The sequence below is a fragment of the Geodermatophilus sp. CPCC 205506 genome (genome assembly GCF_051383635.1).
Lineage (GTDB): Bacteria > Actinomycetota > Actinomycetes > Mycobacteriales > Geodermatophilaceae > Geodermatophilus.
The window spans coordinates 31160-46705 of sequence record NZ_JALPKP010000030.1 but is presented as its reverse complement, the minus strand read 5'-3'; the positions used below and the strand labels follow the sequence as shown (position 1 = coordinate 46705).

16 protein-coding genes are annotated in these 15546 nt (G+C 73.1%); 2 read left to right on the top strand and 14 right to left on the bottom strand.

Going from position 1 to position 15546, the window contains the following annotated elements:
* Positions 1-44: 44 nt before the first annotated feature.
* Complete coding sequence (locus MY520_RS17355; RefSeq protein ID WP_436693807.1) at positions 45-590, top strand: cysteine dioxygenase; 546 nt, start codon at positions 45-47, stop codon at positions 588-590.
* A 65-nt stretch (positions 591-655) separates the two neighbouring features.
* On the opposite strand, the gene MY520_RS17350 is transcribed toward MY520_RS17355, so the two are convergent.
* The 9 genes from MY520_RS17350 to MY520_RS17310 all read right to left on the bottom strand — a co-directional run bounded on the left by MY520_RS17350 (position 656) and on the right by MY520_RS17310 (position 7751).
* Entirely contained in the window at positions 656-1513 is an 858-nt protein-coding gene (locus tag MY520_RS17350; RefSeq protein WP_436693806.1) for a class III extradiol dioxygenase family protein, read from the bottom strand.
* Positions 1506-1874, bottom strand: a complete 369-nt coding sequence (gene ligA, locus MY520_RS17345; protein WP_436693805.1) for a protocatechuate 4,5-dioxygenase subunit alpha — start codon at positions 1872-1874, stop codon at positions 1506-1508. Before ligA ends, MY520_RS17350 begins: the two co-directional genes overlap by 8 nt.
* Positions 1864-2073, bottom strand: a complete 210-nt coding sequence (locus MY520_RS17340; RefSeq protein WP_436693804.1) for a hypothetical protein — start codon at positions 2071-2073, stop codon at positions 1864-1866. Before MY520_RS17340 ends, ligA begins: the two co-directional genes overlap by 11 nt.
* A complete protein-coding gene (locus tag MY520_RS17335; RefSeq protein ID WP_436693803.1) occupies positions 2073-2348 on the bottom strand; it encodes a muconolactone Delta-isomerase family protein in 276 nt (91 codons plus the stop codon). Before MY520_RS17335 ends, MY520_RS17340 begins: the two co-directional genes overlap by 1 nt.
* A gap of 29 nt (positions 2349-2377) precedes the next feature.
* A complete protein-coding gene (locus MY520_RS17330) occupies positions 2378-3082 on the bottom strand; it encodes an alpha/beta fold hydrolase (RefSeq protein WP_436693802.1) in 705 nt (234 codons plus the stop codon).
* A complete protein-coding gene (locus tag MY520_RS17325) occupies positions 3079-4179 on the bottom strand; it encodes a Rieske 2Fe-2S domain-containing protein (protein WP_436693801.1) in 1101 nt (366 codons plus the stop codon). The genes MY520_RS17330 and MY520_RS17325 overlap by 4 nt, the downstream gene beginning before the upstream one ends.
* A gap of 35 nt (positions 4180-4214) precedes the next feature.
* Entirely contained in the window at positions 4215-4502 is a 288-nt protein-coding gene (locus MY520_RS17320; protein ID WP_436693800.1) for a hypothetical protein, read from the bottom strand.
* Positions 4503-4842: 340 nt separating this feature from the next.
* Entirely contained in the window at positions 4843-6045 is a 1203-nt protein-coding gene (locus MY520_RS17315; protein WP_436693799.1) for a serine hydrolase domain-containing protein, read from the bottom strand.
* A gap of 59 nt (positions 6046-6104) precedes the next feature.
* Positions 6105-7751 carry a flavin-containing monooxygenase gene (locus MY520_RS17310; protein ID WP_436693798.1) on the bottom strand — a complete coding sequence of 549 codons (1647 nt, stop codon included), beginning with the start codon at positions 7749-7751 and terminating at the stop codon, positions 6105-6107.
* 169 nt (positions 7752-7920) lie between these two features.
* Between MY520_RS17310 and MY520_RS17305 the strand changes: the two genes are divergently transcribed.
* Positions 7921-9747: a sigma-54-dependent Fis family transcriptional regulator gene (locus MY520_RS17305; RefSeq protein ID WP_436693797.1), complete on the top strand. Its 1827-nt coding sequence runs from the start codon at positions 7921-7923 to the stop codon at positions 9745-9747.
* 90 nt (positions 9748-9837) lie between these two features.
* Here MY520_RS17305 and MY520_RS17300 read toward each other — a convergent pair whose 3' ends face one another.
* The 5 genes from MY520_RS17300 to mdlC form a co-directional block, all read right to left on the bottom strand.
* Entirely contained in the window at positions 9838-10515 is a 678-nt protein-coding gene (locus MY520_RS17300; protein ID WP_436693796.1) for a response regulator transcription factor, read from the bottom strand.
* Positions 10512-12089 (bottom strand): histidine kinase, encoded by a 1578-nt coding sequence (locus MY520_RS17295; RefSeq protein ID WP_436693795.1) that lies wholly within the window; start codon positions 12087-12089, stop codon positions 10512-10514. The genes MY520_RS17300 and MY520_RS17295 overlap by 4 nt, the downstream gene beginning before the upstream one ends.
* Positions 12090-12235: 146 nt before the next feature.
* The gene (locus MY520_RS17290; RefSeq protein ID WP_436693794.1) at positions 12236-12598 is read right to left on the bottom strand and encodes a hypothetical protein; all 363 of its coding nucleotides are present in this window, start codon (positions 12596-12598) and stop codon (positions 12236-12238) included.
* Positions 12599-12607: 9 nt separating this feature from the next.
* The gene (locus MY520_RS17285; RefSeq protein ID WP_436693793.1) at positions 12608-13573 is read right to left on the bottom strand and encodes an MFS transporter; all 966 of its coding nucleotides are present in this window, start codon (positions 13571-13573) and stop codon (positions 12608-12610) included.
* Between the two features lie 234 nt (positions 13574-13807).
* The gene (gene mdlC / locus MY520_RS17280; RefSeq protein WP_436693792.1) at positions 13808-15409 is read right to left on the bottom strand and encodes a benzoylformate decarboxylase; all 1602 of its coding nucleotides are present in this window, start codon (positions 15407-15409) and stop codon (positions 13808-13810) included.
* Positions 15410-15546 lie beyond the last annotated feature (137 nt).

Sequence of the window (15546 nt, the reverse complement as noted above, 5' to 3'; positions counted from 1 at the left end):
GCCCCCGACCTCCAGACCACCCCGAACTCCCCGAGGAAGACCCCGTGACCCGTTCCCTGCTGTCCCCTGCCCTGTCCTCCGTGCTGTACCGCCCGGACGACACGACCACCCTCCGCACCGGCGCCGCCGCACTCGCCGCCGCCCTCGCCGCCGCGGAGGCCGCCTGGTCCCCGCTGGTCGAGTACCGGCCCGAGAGCCGCTGGAGCGCCCTGCTCGACCAGGGGCTCGCCGCCGACGTCCTCGACCCGTCCCTGCACCCCGAGCTGGCCCGCGCCCAGGTCTGGCTGCTGTCCTGGCTGCCCGGCCAGGGCACCGGGCTGCACGACCACGGCGGCTCCGCCGGCGCCTTCGCCGTCGTCCGCGGCACCCTGCGCGAGCGCGTCGGCGCCCGGGAGGACGCCGCCGAGCTCACCACCGGCCGGGTGCGGCACTTCGGACCGCACCACGTGCACCAGGTGCTCAACGGCGGCGCGGAGGCCGCGGTCAGCGTGCACGTGTACACCCCGCGGCTGACCGTCATGAACACCTACCGCGTCGACCGGGGCGCGCTGCAGCGCACCGGCACCGAGCGGGCCGGCGTCGACTGGTGACCGGCCGCTGAGACACCGCCGGGCCGCACCGCTGAGCAGAGGCGGTGCGGCCCGGCGGTCCGCTCTCAGGCCGGCTGCGGCACCCGGTTGTCGAACAGCGCGATCGCGGCCGCGGTGTTGGAAGCGGGGACGAAGTAGTGCGAGTGCACCTTCGTCACCTGCTCGTTCATGGCACCGCGCATGATCAGCCACATGATCATCTCGATGCCCTCGGAGCCGGCCTCGCGGATGTAGTCCTGCCGGGAGAGCGCGGTCAGCTTGGCCGGGTCCTTCTCGATGGCCTCGAGGAACATGTGGTCGAAGTCGGGGTTGATGTAGCCCGCCCGCGCGCCGGCCAGCTGGTGGGACATGCCGCCGGTGCCGAGGATCGCCACCTTGACGTCCTTGGGGTAGCTGCGGATGGCCCGCCCCAGGGCCTGGCCCAGCGCGTAGCAGCGGGCCGCCGTCGGCTGCGGGTACTGGATGACGTTGACCAGCAGCGGGATCACCGGGCACGGCCAGGCGTCCCCGGGGTCCGGCGTCCACACCGACAGCGGGACGGTGAACCCGTGGTCGACCTCGAGCTCCTGGAAGACGGTGAGGTCGAAGCCGTCGTCGACCAGCTGCTCGAGCAGGTGCAGCGACAGCTCCGGATCGCCGACGACGTCGGGCACCGGGCGCTTGCCGAAGCCCTCGTCGGCCACGTCGTACCGCTCGGCGGTGCCGATGCCGAAGGTCGGGACGATGTCGAGGTCGATGCCGTTGGCGTGGTCGTTGTAGATCACGATGGCCACGTCCGGCTCGTGCTCGGCCAGCCACTCGCGGGCCGGCGCGTAGCCGTCGAACAGCGGCTTCCAGAGCGGGTCCTCGGTCTTGCCCCGGTCCATCGCCGCCCCGATCGAGGGGACGTGCGACGTCGCCAGGCCCCAGATCACCTCAGCCATCCCGCCGTCCTCCCGCACGCATCGCCGCCACGAACTCGTCTTCGGTCATGCCGCTGAACACACCACCGAGGTACTGCATCGACCGGCCGTCCATCATGGCCAGCTTGTACACGTAGAAGATGCTGCCGCCGAGGTCGATCATCGCCTGCCAGTCGCGGTCCAGCACAGCCTGCTTCTGCTCGGCGGTCAGCCGGAACTCGTCGCAGTAGGCGCCCTCGTCGGCGAGGAACCGCTCCCGGTTCTCCGCCGAGCGCAGGCTCATGAACAGCTTGTTCATGCGGAACCCGCGCCGGCTGGTCTGCCCGTCGAAGACCGGGGTCCCCGGCAGGTCGAACCGCCCGGCCGGCGTGTCAGAGCTCATCGGTGGACCTCCCGTTCCCGGCACCCGGTGCCGCGGCGTCATTCTCCTCGCCGCCCTGGTGCTCGTGGTCGTCCAGCCACTCCCACATGAGCCGCGGGTGCGGGCTGGACCAGGTGAGCCCGCACCAGCAGGTCCCGTGCATCTCGCCGTCGTACTGGCGGAAGGTGATGCGCAGCTCCCGGCCGGTGGACGTCGTCATCAGCGCTCCTGGGGGTGCTGGGCCAGCGCCTCGACGTGCACGTCGAGCCACGGCGACATGGGCAGGGACACCAGCGCGTCGTGCAGGGCGGCCGGGTCGGCCGCCTCGTACAGCCCGATGGTGGCGTTGCGGCCGGGCACCCGCCACAGCCGTTTGAGGATGCCCGCCTCCCGCAGCTCCATGGCACGGGCCCGCTCGGCGGACCGCAGCTCCTCCCGCCGCTCGGCGGGGGTCTCCGGAGGCAGGCGGTTCTCGGAGCGGACGAGGAACTCCACGGTGGTCTCCTGGGGGTCGGGGACGGCGGTCAGCGGGCGAGGTCGAGCAGGACGTCGGCGAGCGCCTTGGGGGCGGTGACCATCGCCTCGTGACCGGTGTCGAGCTCGTGCACCGGCCAGCCGCGTGCGCGGGCCCGCTCGGCCTGGGCCTGGAAGACCCGCATCCAGGTCACGCACTCGACGAACGCGGCCGGCACCGCGTCGGCGGCGCCGGTCAGGTCGAGCCGGTCGAGGTAGGTCTTCCACGGGTGCGGGGTGAGCTTCGGCGTCAGCCAGTCGACGTCGGCCTGCTCGGTCACGCCCAGCACCGACAGCTTGCGCACCGGCACCAGCCAGCCGAAGCCCTGCTCGGCCGCGGACTCCGCCCAGTGGTGCTCCACCTGCTCGGGCAGCAGGTCGCGCGCCGCCTCGCCGTCGTCGCCGACGAAGGCGTCGAGGTACACCCGCTTGGCGATCGCGTCGGGGCGCCGGTCGGCGACCGCGGTGACGATCTGCCCCGCGTAGCTGTGCCCGACCAGGACGACGTCGCGCAGGCCGAAGGTGTCGATCAGCCGGACCACGTCCTCGACGTGGGTGTCCAGCCCCACCAGCGGCGAGAGCAGGTGACTGCGCTCCGACAGCCCGGTCAGCGTCGGGGCGTGGACCTCGTGGCCGGCGCCGCGGAGCAGCGGGGCCACCCGGTCCCAGCACCAGCCGCCGTGCCAGGCCCCGTGGACCAGGACGAACGTGGTCATGCCTGGCCCGCCGGCTCCGGGGTCGGGGCGGCGGTCGCCGGGCGGGCGGGGCGCGCCGGCCGGGCCGGGGCCTCGCCGCGGGCGGCCGCCTCGGCCTTGGCCATCTTCTCCAGCAGCCGGCGGCCGCGGATGCCCGCGACGTCGGAGCGGATCGAGGACTCGACCATCCCCGGGTCGGTGGCGACCATCAGCTCCTGGATCTCCAGCGCGTCGACGTCCTCCTTCATGACCGCCAGCTGCTGCTTGAGCTGGAACTCCGACAGCTCGGCGTCGTCGATCTTGTAGTCCCGACCGAGGGCGAAGAAGTCGTGCGTGGTGGTCTCGGTCTCCGGCGTCATGCCGTAGATGACCTTCATGTGGAAGCCCTCGGGCTCCTCGGTGCCGGTCGGGGCGATCCGGATGTTGAGGATGAAGATGCCCGGCGCGTAGAAGTCGCCGTCCTGCCAGCGGTCGATGTTCGTGGTCACGCCCATCGAGGAGCGGTAGAACGGCGGGGCCTCGATGTCGACCATGTGCCGGATGAAGGACACCCGGTTGCCCTCGCCGATCACGTCGATCGGGGTGGCGGCGACCGCGGCGTTGCCGATCGAGGTCGGGTGCAGGAACGTCTCGTGGGTCAGGTCGAGCAGGTTCTCCACCAGCAGCACCTGGCGGGACTTCAGCCCGACCGAGCCGTGCACGTGGGTCCAGTTCTCGTCGGTCAGCCAGGACACGTCCGGGATGTCGGCCGGGTCGGCCTTCTCCGGGTCCCCGGGCCAGATCCACACGATGCCGTAGCGCTCGACCACCGGGAAGCGGTGCACCGTCGCGCCCTTGGGCAGGTCCGGCTGCTCGGCGACCCCGACGCACGCGCCGCCGGCGTCGATCTTGTAGCCGTGGTAGTTGCAGGTGATGACGTCGTCGTCCTCGAGCCGGCCCAGCGACAGCGGGTAACGGCGGTGCGGGCAGCGGTCCTCGATCGCGTTCACGCTGCCGTCGGACAGCCGGTAGAAGCAGACCGGCCGCCCGCAGATCCAGCGCTGCATGAGCGTCCGGCCGACCTCCTCGGTCCAGGCGCCGAGGTACCAGCCGTTCATGACGATGGGGTTGGCTGCCATCGGGGACTCCTTGAGATGTCTCGGGTGGATCGGGTTCAGGTGGGGTCGGGGGTCTCGTCGACGTAGGTGACGCCGAGCCGCTCGAGGGTGGGGGTGACCGAGCCCGGGCTGGCCTGCACGGTGCCCTGGGCGGACACCGCGCGTGACCAGGCCGGGAAGCGCATCGCGGTCAGCTCCGCCACATCGCGCACCCCGGCGTCCATGACCAGGCCCTGTACCCCGCGGGCAGCCAGCTGAGTGGCGAACAGCTCGCCGAACATGCCGTCGGTCGACGGCGAGGTGGTGGTGAGCGTGGTCCTGCGGACGATGACGTGCCGGCTCACCACAGCTGCTCCGCCGGGCGGGGACTCTCGGTCATCGGATGCGGACTCCAGGGTGCGGCGCGGGGCGGTGACATCGGCAGGTCTAGCACCGGGCGCTCGTCCCGGCAGCGGGACCACGGGGGACCGCACGTACGTCGACAGTAGGCAGCGGGCACCCCCGCCGGATCGGCGCGATGTCAGCTCCGTCACGGCCACCCGCGGCCGGTCGCCCTACGACAGATGTCCTGGTCAACAGCCCGGGCCACGGCGGGCGGCCGACGCCTCCCCGGGCACGCCGCGACCGCCGGGGCGGCCCGCTGGGGCCACCACGGCGGTCGAGGCCGGAGATCGCCGGCGGCGGTCAGCGCGCGAGCGAGGCGTACAGGGCCGTCTCGAACTCCAGGTGGCCGCCGAACGAGGTGGCGTCACCGAACGGGAGGATCTGGGTCGCCCAGAAACCGCCGTACCCGTTGGCCCGGTCCACCCAGTAGAAGAGGTTGGCCAGGCCGGCCCACCCCAGGGCGCCGGCCGGCCGGCCGGTCGGGGCCGGCTCGTCGTTGACCATGAACGGCAGCGACCACGACTTGGACAGCCCGGGGAAGAACTCCGCGTCGTTGGACAGCGACGGGATCACCCCCGGCAGCATCGTCACCTTGAGGTCCCCGAGGTGGTTCTGCACGGCCATCTCCACCGTCTCCGGCCGGAGCACGACGCCGTTCTCGCTTCGGCCGTCGTTGAGCCACATCCGGATGAAGCGCATGTAGTCCCCGACCGTGCCGTACAGCCCGTGACCACCCATGTGGGCCTCGGGCGGCTGCGGCAGCTCGAAGTCGTCCATCGGGCGCAGCGCCCCGTCGTCACCCCGCTCGTGCATCGTCGCCCGCCGCGCCCGCAGCCGGTCGTCGAGCTCGAAGGACGTGTCCCGGATGCCGAGGGGCTCGAAGATCCGCGCGGCGAAGACGTCGCCGAGGCGCTCACCGGTGACGCCCTCCACCACCTGGCCGGCCCAGTCGATGTTGCTGCCGTACTCCCACCGCTCCCCGGGGTCGAACAGCAGCGGGGTCCGAAGGCAGGCCTGGGTCGCGGTGATGATGCTGGGCTGGCCGTGCTCGGTGGCCAGCCGGTTGTAGTGCTCGTTGAAGAAGTCGTAGCCGAAGCCGGCGGTGTGGGTCAGCAGGTGCCGGGTCGTGATCTCCCGCTTGGGGTCGCGCAGCCGCGGCGAGCCTTCCGCGTCGAAGCCGTCGAGGACCTTGAGGTCGCCGATCCCGGGGGTGTAGGTGCGGGCGGGGGCGTCCAGGTCCACCCGGCCCTCCTCGACCAGTTGGAGCACGGCCGTCGCGGTGACGGCCTTGGTGGTCGAGAACAGCGCGAAGACGGTGTCGGTCGTCATGGCGTCGTCCCCGCCGAGGCGGCGGGCTCCGGCCGCCCCCTCGTAGACGTTGCCCTCCCGGTCGGTGGCGATGGCGACGACGCCGGCCACCGGGGCCTCCGCCCGGACGGCACGGTCGAGGATCGCGTCGGCCGCGTCCGCGAACGCCTTCGTGGTCTGTGTCGTCTGCGTCATCGCAGTCCTCCCAGAGGTGGTGGGGCGGTGCGGCGGAGATCCCGGCGCACCGAAGGGGGTCAGCGGATCTCGAAGCCCGGGTAGCCGGCGGCGGCCACCTCGTCGCACTTCTCCCGGTAGGTGCCCAAGCCGCCGGTGTAGGACAGAACGCGCCGGGGCTTGCCCGGGACGTTCGCGCCGAGGTACCAGGACGACGTCCGGGAGATCAGGTTGGCGCCGGCCGTCTCGTCGTGGTGGGCGACCCAGGCGTCCTCGGTCTCCTTGATGGGCTCGATGACGGTCTTGTCCTCGGCCCGCAGGTGGCGGATCAGGTCACTGATCCACTCGGTCTGCTGCTGCAGGCAGGTCGTCATGTTGCACAGCGCGGCCGAGGGTGCGAGCGGGACGGCGGTGGTGAGCAGGTTCGGGTAACCGTGCACCATCAGGCCCATCGTGGTGCGGATGTCGCGGCCCCAGTCCTCGGTGAGGGAGCGGCCGCCGCGACCGCGGATGTCGATGCGGGTGAGCGCACCGGTTCCGGCGTCGAAGCCCGTCGCGAGGATCAGGACGTCCAGCTCGTACAGCGTGCCGTCGGCCAGCACGAGGCCCTCGGGGACGACGTGCGAGACGGCGTTGTCCCGGAGGCCGACCAGCTCGACGTTCGGCCGGTGGTAGACCTCGAGGTAGTCGGTCTCCAGCGGCACCCGGTGGGTGCCGAACCCGTAGTCGGCGGGGATCAGCACGTCGCACAGGTGCGGGTCGTCCCGGAGCCGCTCGCGCATCTTCGCGCGCACGAACTCCGAGACCTCCGCGTTGACGTCCTCGTCGAAGAACATCTCCGCGAACGAGGCCAGCCAGAGCTTCAGCGAGCCGTTGGCGTGGATGTCCTCCAGGTGCTCGCGCCGCTGCTCCGGGGTGAGGTCGGCCCAGGCGTGCTGCCACTCGTACTCGAAGCCGGTGAAGGTGCGGGGAAGGGTCTCGCGCAGCTCGGGGAAGCGCGCCTTGTAGGCGGCCACCTCCTCCGGCCCGAAGTGCGGGTTCTTCATGGGCAGCACGTACTGGGGGGTGCGGGCGAAGACCGTCAGGTGCCCGACCCGGTCGGCGATCGTCTGGATCACCTGGATGCCGGTCGCCCCGATGCCCACCACGCCGACCCGCTTGCCGTCGAGATGGACGCCGTCGGCCGGCCAGCGTGAGGTGTGGACGACGGTGCCGCGGAAGGTGTCCTGCCCAGGGAATACGTCGGTGAGCGGTGCCGACAGCATGCCTGCGCAGGTGACGAGGAACTGCGTGTCGATCGTCTCGCCGCGGTCGGTGATGACCGTCCACCGCTCCCTGTCCTCGTCGAACCGGGCGCCGGTGACGGTGGTGGAGAACTGGATGTCGCGGCGCAGGTCGAGGCGATCGGCGACGTAGTGCATCCACCGCTCGATCTCGGGCTGGTCGGGGAACCGCTGGCTCCAGCTCCAGCCCTCGTACAGCTCCTCCGAGAACAGGTACTGGTAGATGTAGGCCTCGGAGTCGAACCGGGCCCCGGGATAGCGGTTCCAGAACCACGTCCCGCCGACGTCGGCCGCCGCGTCGTAGGCACGCACCCGCAGCCCCTGCTCGCGCAACTGGTGGAGCTGGTACAGACCGGCCACGCCGGTGCCGATCACCAGGGCGTCGAGCTCGCGGGTCGCCGATCCGCCGTCGGCCTCGGCCGTCGCCGCTGCTGCGACTGTCATCAGATGCCCTACCCTTCGCTGTGTCCTGGATCACTCCAGGGCTCATCGTCAGGGCTGACCCACCTGGGCCGGCCGTCCCAGTTTGGGACAGTCCTCGGCACGCCCCCGCCGGTGATCACCAGGACGCATCCGGCAACGGGGCCCGGCGAGCGACCTCGCGGAGGTGCCGATGGAGGCAGGCCAGCAGGACCGGTTGCGCGTCGCGGCCGCCGCTCGGGCCGAGTTCCTCGAGCACGGCGGAGCCGGGGCAGCCGGTGTGCGGGACCTGGTCGCGGCCTCCTGGCGGCGCAGCAGGGACGCCGGCGTCGACGCCGACGAGTACCGGATCACCCACCACGAGGACGTCGACCTGGACTCCCGGCTCGTTCGGTGCGCCCGCCCGGTCATCGGACGGCTGGCCGACGAGATGGTCGACGTCCCCCTCACCATCGCGCTGTCGGACGCCCATGCGCGGATCGTGCACCGGCTGGACTGCTCGACGTCCGTCGGCCGGCTGCTCGACCGGGTGGACTTCACCGCCGGGTTCGACTTCGGCGAACGCGGTGTCGGGACCAACGGGATCGGGACCGTGTTCGAGACCGGATCGTCGGTCGCCGTCGTGGGGGCTGAGCACTTCACCGAGGCCCTCGTGAAGTTCGCGTGCACCGGTGCCCCGATCCTCGACCCGGTGACCGGCCGGGTCGAGGGGGTCCTGGACGTCAGCTCGCTCGCCGAGAGCTGGGACCCCCTGGTGCACACGCTGGTCCGGCGCGCCGCCGCCGACATCGGCCAGAACCTGCTGCACGACCGCACGCGGGCCACACAGGCCCTGTTCGAGACGTTCGTCAAGGCCGATGCCCGCCCGCGGCAGGCCGTCATGGCCGTGGGCGACTCGCTCATGGTCAACCGGCGCGCCCAGCAGCTGTTCGCACCCGCCGAGCAGTTCGCGATCCACCAGCACGCGCTGTTCCTCATGAGCCGGCGGGACCGGGTCTCGGAGTCCTTCGCCCTCGACTCCGGTCGCACGGTGCGGTTGCGCGCGACCCGCATCGTCGCCGGGGACGAGGTCGCCGGCATCGTGCTGCTGCTCGACGACGAGCCCACCGGGCAGCGGCCCGACGTCCCGACGCAGCGCGGGCGGGCAGCACCGTCGACCGCCCGCGATCAGCAGGCCCCGCGCGCCCGCGGCCTTGCCCGTCCGCCGGCCGCCCCGGTGTCCGACGGCCGGTCGCCGGGGTGGATAGGCGCGTGCGCGCAGATCACGGCGGGCCTCGAGCGCGAGGACCGCATCCTCGTCATGGGCGAGGCGGGAACTGGCAAACGCACCCTCGTCGCAGAGCTGTTCGGCCGTGCCCACCCGTCGGGACGCCTCGTGACCGGCCCGGCCGACCAGGTCGTGCGCGATGCCGAGGAGGTGCTCGCCGACGCGGAGGCCGTCCCCACCCTCCTCGTCCTGGCCGGCATCGACCGCGTCGGTGCCGACGGGATCGACCGGCTACGCACGTTCCTCACGTCCGTGGACCGCGGGCGGCGCCTCGTCGCCGCGACGCTGAGCGATGCGAACGTCGGCGCGGACCTGCCCTTCCAGGCGGTGCTCGGCCTCTTCGAGCAGGCGGTGACGCTGCCGCCGCTGCGCTTTCGCACCGACGACCTCCCCCTGGTCGTCGCCCGGCTGCTCTCGGAACTCGCGCCCGGCCGCCGGGTGCGGCTCCTGCCCGAGACGAACCGGCTGATCAGCCGCTACTCGTGGCCGCGCAACGTGACGCAGCTGCGCGAGGCGCTGTACCTCGCGCTCCTGACCCGGCCGGTGGGGGACATCCGGCCGGAGGACCTGCCCGCGTACTGCCGCACGGCCGGCACCCGCACGCCGACCCCGATCGAGGCCGCGGAGCGCGACGCGATCGTCCGGGCCCTGCAGCAGTGCGGCGGCAACCGCGTTCACGCGGCCGCCGCCCTCGGGATGGCGCGCAGCTCCCTCTACCGGAAGATCAAGTCGTACGGCATCACCGACGCCTGACCCCCCTTCGAACTCTCCGCCGTGGTCGGTTTCCGCGGAAACCGCCGGGAGGTCCGCCGTCGGTTTCCGCGGAAACCGCCGGGAGGTCCGTCAGGCCGGGGGCGTGATGAGCCCCTCGCGGATGGCCAGGAGCGCCGCCTGGGTGCGGCTGGACAGCTGCAGCTTGCTCAGCACGTTGCTCACGTGGGTGCGGGCGGTGCGCTCGCTGATGACGAGCGTGTCGGCGATGTCGCGGTTGGAGTGCCCCTGGGCGACCAGCGCGAGGATCTCCCGCTCCCGCGCGGTCAGCGAGGTGAGGCCGGCCTGCGGCGCGGCCATCCGGCGGGCCAACTGCCGGGCGACCGCGGAGTCCAGGTGCACCTCGCCGGCGGCGGCCGCGGTGATGGCCCGGGCGACCTCGGCGGGGTCGGCGTCCTTGAGCACGTAGCCGGCGGCGCCGGCCGCCAGTGCGGCGTGCACCCGCTCCACCTCGCCGAAGCTGGTGAGGACGACGACCTTCGTGCCGGGGTGGTCGCGGACGATCGCCCCGGTGGCGGCGACGCCGTCCATCCGGGGCATCTGCAGGTCCATGAGGACGACGTCGGGCATCCGCTGGCCGGTGGTCCGCCACTGGTGCAGCAGGTCGACCGCCTGCTGGCCGTCGCCGGCCTCGCCCAGCACGGTGAGCTCCGGGATGCTCGCCACGTAGGCCTGTACCCCTCGCCGGACGATCGCGTGGTCGTCGACCAGCAGCACGCCGATCGTCGCCGGTGCGGGGTCGGTGCTCATCGGTCGGCCTCCCTCGTCGCCTCGCCGCCCGGCGCGGGCAACGTCACCGCGACCCGCCAGCCACCCTCCGGGCGGGCACCGGCCGCCAGCCGGCCGCCCCAGCGCTCGCTCCGCTCGCGCATCGACACCAGCCCCAGGCTCGCCCGCGGCACGCCGTCGCCGGCCTCCGGCTCGTCCGCCGCCGCGTCCGGTGCGGCGCCGGAGCCGTCGTCGGTGACCTCGACGCACAGCCCGCCGCCGGCCGACCGCCCGATGAGGATGTCGGCCCGGGTGGCGTTGGCGTGCTTGACCACGTTGTGCAGCGCCTCCTGGACGATCCGGTAGAGGTCCTCCTGGACGTCGACGTCCGCGTCGAGCTCGAGGCCGTCGGGGGCGTGCACCTCCACCAGCAGACCCGTCCGTGCCTCGACGCTCGCCGCGTGCGACCGCACCGCCTCGACCAGCCCGTTCTCCGCGAGGTCCAGCGGCCGCAGCTCGAACACCAGGCCGCGCAGGTCGGCCAGCGCGCTGGCGGAGAGCTGGGCCAGCTCCTCCGCGCCGCTGCGCACCGCCTCGGGGTCGGCACCGGCCCCGCCGAGGTGCGCGCGCAGGGCCTCGGCCTGCATCCGCATCGAGAACACCTGCTGGACGACGGAGTCGTGCAGGTCACGGGCCAGCCGGCGTCGCTCGTCGGACTGGGCCCGGGACCGGGTGGAGGCGAGCAGCGCCGCGGTCTCGATCGCCACCGCGGCGGAGTCGGCCATGGCCTCGAGGAACGCCAGCGAGCCGGGTCCGGGGTCCTCCCCCGGCAGGTAGTAGGCGTTGATGACGCCGAGGCCGCGGCCACGGACCACCAGCGGCATGGAGACGAAGCTGTCCCAGTCGGGGACGTCCATCACCTCGTGCAGCGGCGCCCACCGCGGATCGCTCATGATCACCGGCTTGCGGTGCAGGCTGACGATCGGCTCCCGGCGGTCGAGTGCCTCCATGAACAGGACCTGCGCACCGAGCTGGCGGCACAGCGCCAGCTTCTCCGGGAAGTCGACAGCGTCGCCGAAGCCGGCCATGCCGAGCAGCCGGAGGTCCTCCCGAGGGTCCTCGAGCGCGAGGATCTGGACGGCGGCGATGCCGGCGGTCATGGCGATCTCGCGGGCCACCGCGTCGAGGGTTGCCCGCAGCGACCAGGCGTCGGCCACGCTGGCGGCCGCCCGGGTGATCGCGGTGAGCCGCTGCTGCTGGCGCACGGTGTCGGTGACGTCGCTGAACCACACCGCCCAGCGGCCGGGGGCGACCGGCAGCAGGCGGTACTCGAGGTCCCGGCGGCCGCCACCGGGCGTCGACCAGCCGGTCCGCCGCAGGTCGGCCCCGTCGGGGTCGTGTCCGGCCGGGTCGACGGGCAGCCGTGCACCGAGGAGATCGGCCGCCGGTGAGCCGAGGATCTGCGCGGCCGCGGCGTTGAGTCCCAGCACCCGGCCGTCGTCGTCGACCAGGGCCAGTCCGTCGGCGGAGACCTCGACCAGCGCGCGCAGCACCGGGTCCTCGCCCGTCCCCGGTGGCCACGCCGCGCCGGCCCTGGCTCCTCCCTCGCTGCGCACCTCAGCCTCGTCCCGACGTTCCCACCGCGCGCCCCGGCCGGGTGCGACCGCGAGCACGCTACCCCGCTGGTCCCCCGGCAGGACGACGGCGCCGGCCGGGACCCTGCGGTCCCGGCCGGCGCCGTCGGTGGTGCGGGAGGTGCGGCTCAGCCGGCGGTCACGGCCGACGTGCCCAGCCGGTCGGCGTCGGACTGCTCCCGCTCGGGCACCACGCGGATGCCGAGGACGGCCAGCAGGCTGACCAGCGAGAGCACCGCCACGTAGATCGCGATCGGCGTCGAGGACTCGTAGGCGCCGTAGAGCGCGGTGGCGGCGATCGGGGTGACCGCGCCGCCGATCATGCCGCCGAGCTGGTAGGCGATCGAGATGCCGCTGTAGCGCGTCTTCACCTCGAAGATCTCGGTGAACAGACCGCCCTGCGCGCCGGCCATGATCCCCTGCACGAACGCGGCGACGACGAACGCGAGCAGCGCCGCGGCGGCGTTGCCGGTGTTGACCAGCGCGAACATGGGCAGCGGTCAGAGCACCGCGGTGAGCGCACCGATCGCGAACACCGGCTTGGAACCGAACCGGTCGGACAGCAGGGCGGCCACGACGATCGTGCCGATCCAGACCGCGGTCGAGCCGAGGATCAGCCACAGCAGCGTCGTCCGGTCGAAGCCGACGACCGTGGTGCCGTAGGTGAGCATGTAGACGATCACCGTGTACCCCACCGCGGGCGGGGCGATCGAGGCCAGGCTGGCCAGGACGAGCGTGCGCGGCTGCCGCTTGAGCAGCTCGGCCACCGGGATCTTGATGACCTGCTTCTTCTCCTTGACCTCCTGGAACTCGGGGGCGTCCTGCAGCTTGCTGCGGACGAAGAAGCCGACGAGGACCAGCACGATGCTGATGAGGAACGGGATCCGCCACCCCCAGGCCAGGAAGTCCTCGTTGTCCATGCCCGAGACGGCGAGGAAGGCCAGGTTGGAGGTCAGGACGCCGACCGGGACGCCGAACTGGGCGAAGCTGCCGTAGACCGCGCGCCGGCGGGGGCTGGCGTGCTCGGTGGCGATGAGCACCGCGCCGCCCCACTCGCCGCCGACGCCGAAGCCCTGGATCAGCCGCAGCGCGACCAGCAGCAGCGGGGCGCCGACGCCGATCGCGGCGTAGGTCGGGAGGACACCGATGAGGAAGGTCGACCCGCCGGTGAGCAGCAGGGTGAGCACGAGCATCGACTTGCGGCCGATCCGGTCACCGAAGTGGCCGATGACCGCGGCGCCGAGCGGGCGGGCGATGAAGCCGACGGCGAAGGTGGCGAACGCGGCGATGGTGCCCGCGGTCGGGTCGAACTCGGGGTAGAAGACGGTGCCGAACACCAGCGCTGCGGCGGTGCCGAAGATGTAGTAGTCGTACCACTCGATCGACGTGCCGACGAAGCTGGCCGCGAAGATGCCCTTCTTCGACGGGCCGGCCTTCGCGGGCGCAGTGGTGGTGGATCTGGCCACGGGTGAGCTCCTCTGGACGCCTGTGGGCACATGGGTGTGGAACCGGGTCGTGACTCCGGTTGCACAGCTCTCCAGATGGAAGCCGGTCGGGCCCGGGAAGTCCTGAGCCCGCCGACCCGCTTCCGTTCGGTCGTCGCGGCGAGGCCGGCTACGTCATGCGTCGCAGCCGGCCGCCCCACCTGCAGCGACGCCGCCCGAGGGCAGAAGTGGCCATCTCTGCCCTCCGGGGGGCGGTCAGCCGAGGGTGCGGGTCTCGGCCGTGATCGGCACCTCGATCAGGCGCGGCCCCTCCGCCTTGCCGGCGGCGGACAGCTCCTCGGACAGCTCCTCGGCCGACGCCACCGCGCGGGCCGGCAGGCCGTAGCCCTCCGCGATCGTCACGGCGTCCAGGCCCGGCAGCTCCAGCCCGGGGATCTTCGACACGCCCAGCTGGCCCACGAACGAGGCGAGCGCCCCGTAGACGCCGTTGCGCAGGACGACGAAGGTCACCGGCAGCTGGTGCTGCACCGCCGTCCAGACCGCCTGGACGCCGTACTGGAAGGCGCCGTCGCCGAGGACGGCGACCACCGGGCGGGCGGGGTCGGCCAGCGCGGCACCCACCGCAGCGGGAACGCCGAAGCCCAGGCCGCCGGCGGCCGGGAACAACAGCCCGCGCGGGGTGGCGAGGTCCAGGTGCGACCAGAACTGCGCCGTGTTCGCGGTCGACTCGTTGACGAACCGGGTGTGCCCCGGAACCGACCGGCTGAGCAGGCCGAGCACGGCGTCCGCGGTGAACGGCGCCGCTCCCGGCTCGGCGGCGACCGCCCGCTCCGGCGCCGGGCGCTCCGGCCGCGGCGGCAGGTCGGCCAGCCCGGTCAGCAACTGGCCGGCGACGGTGGCGACGTCGGCGACGATCGCGTCGCCGAACGCGGCCCGGGCGGCCGTGCCGGGGTCGCTGCCGACGGCGACCAGCTCGGCACCCTCGGGCAGCCACGGGCCGGGCACGTAGACGTGGTAGCGGAACACCGGCGCGCCGAGCACGAGGACCAGGTCGGCGCCGTCCAGGTGCGCGGCGACGCCGGCGATGCTCGGCGGCAGCAGGCCCTGCCACAGCGGGTGGCGCGTCGGGAAGGGGCACCGCGGCGCCGAGGGGGCCGTCCACACCGGCGCCTGCAGCCGCTCGGCCAGCGCCACCACCCGGGGGAAGGCGCGCTCGTCGTCGACCTCGGGGCCCACGATCAGCACCGGGTTGCGGGCGGCGGCCAGCCGGCCGGCCAGCTCCGCGAGCAGCTCGTCGTCGAGGCCGCCGGCCCGGCGCACCCGGCGGCCGCCGAGGTGGGCGACCTCGACCGGGTCCACCGGCTGCGCCCAGTCGTCGAGCGGGAGGGAGACGAAGACCGGACCGGTCGGCGGCAGCGTGGCCAGGTGGTGGGCCTCGGACAGGGCCCGGGGGACGTCCTGGGCGCGGGTCGGCTCGAACGACCACTTGACCTGCGGCTCGGGGACGCGGGTCATGGCCGGCTCGCCGAGCATCGACCCCAGGCCGACCATCGGGCGGGCCTGCTGGCCGGCGGTCACCACCAGCGGCGTCCCGCAGGCCTTGGCGTTGGCCAGGTTGCCCATGGCGTTGCCCAGGCCGGCGGCGGAGTGCAGGTTCACCAGCGCCGGGCGGCCGGTGGCCTGGGCGTACCCGTCGGCCATGCCCAGCACCGCGCCCTCGTGCAGGCCGAGCACGTAGCGGAAGTCGTCGGGGAACCCGTCGAGGAAGGGCAGCTCGTTGGACCCCGGGTTGCCGAACACGGTGGTCAGGCCCCAGGTCCGGAGCAGGTCGAAGGTGGTCTCGCGCACGGTGGGCACGGCGTCGTCCTCCTGGCGGTGTGCGGGCCGGTGCCGCCGACGCTAGCCCCCGGACACCGGCGCCCGCCGCGTACGTCGGATGTCGCGCCCCGGGGCTCCGCCACGGCGGGTCCCGGTGCCGTCGGAGGGCCCGGGCG

What these genes read in the sequence shown, in the direction of transcription:
- MY520_RS17350 (WP_436693806.1), bottom strand. Translation starts at nt 1,513, where the DNA reads ATGGCTGAGGTGATCTGGGGCCTGGCGACGTCGCACGTCCCCTCGATC.
- ligA (WP_436693805.1), bottom strand. Translation starts at nt 1,874, where the DNA reads ATGAGCTCTGACACGCCGGCCGGGCGGTTCGACCTGCCGGGGACCCCG.
- MY520_RS17340 (WP_436693804.1), bottom strand. Translation starts at nt 2,073, where the DNA reads ATGACGACGTCCACCGGCCGGGAGCTGCGCATCACCTTCCGCCAGTAC.
- MY520_RS17330 (WP_436693802.1), bottom strand. Translation starts at nt 3,082, where the DNA reads ATGACCACGTTCGTCCTGGTCCACGGGGCCTGGCACGGCGGCTGGTGC.
- MY520_RS17325 (WP_436693801.1), bottom strand. Translation starts at nt 4,179, where the DNA reads ATGGCAGCCAACCCCATCGTCATGAACGGCTGGTACCTCGGCGCCTGG.
- MY520_RS17315 (WP_436693799.1), bottom strand. Translation starts at nt 6,045, where the DNA reads ATGACGCAGACGACACAGACCACGAAGGCGTTCGCGGACGCGGCCGAC.
- MY520_RS17310 (WP_436693798.1), bottom strand. Translation starts at nt 7,751, where the DNA reads ATGACAGTCGCAGCAGCGGCGACGGCCGAGGCCGACGGCGGATCGGCG.
- MY520_RS17305 (WP_436693797.1), top strand. Translation starts at nt 7,921, where the DNA reads ATGGAGGCAGGCCAGCAGGACCGGTTGCGCGTCGCGGCCGCCGCTCGG.
- MY520_RS17300 (WP_436693796.1), bottom strand. Translation starts at nt 10,515, where the DNA reads ATGAGCACCGACCCCGCACCGGCGACGATCGGCGTGCTGCTGGTCGAC.
- MY520_RS17290 (WP_436693794.1), bottom strand. Translation starts at nt 12,598, where the DNA reads ATGTTCGCGCTGGTCAACACCGGCAACGCCGCCGCGGCGCTGCTCGCG.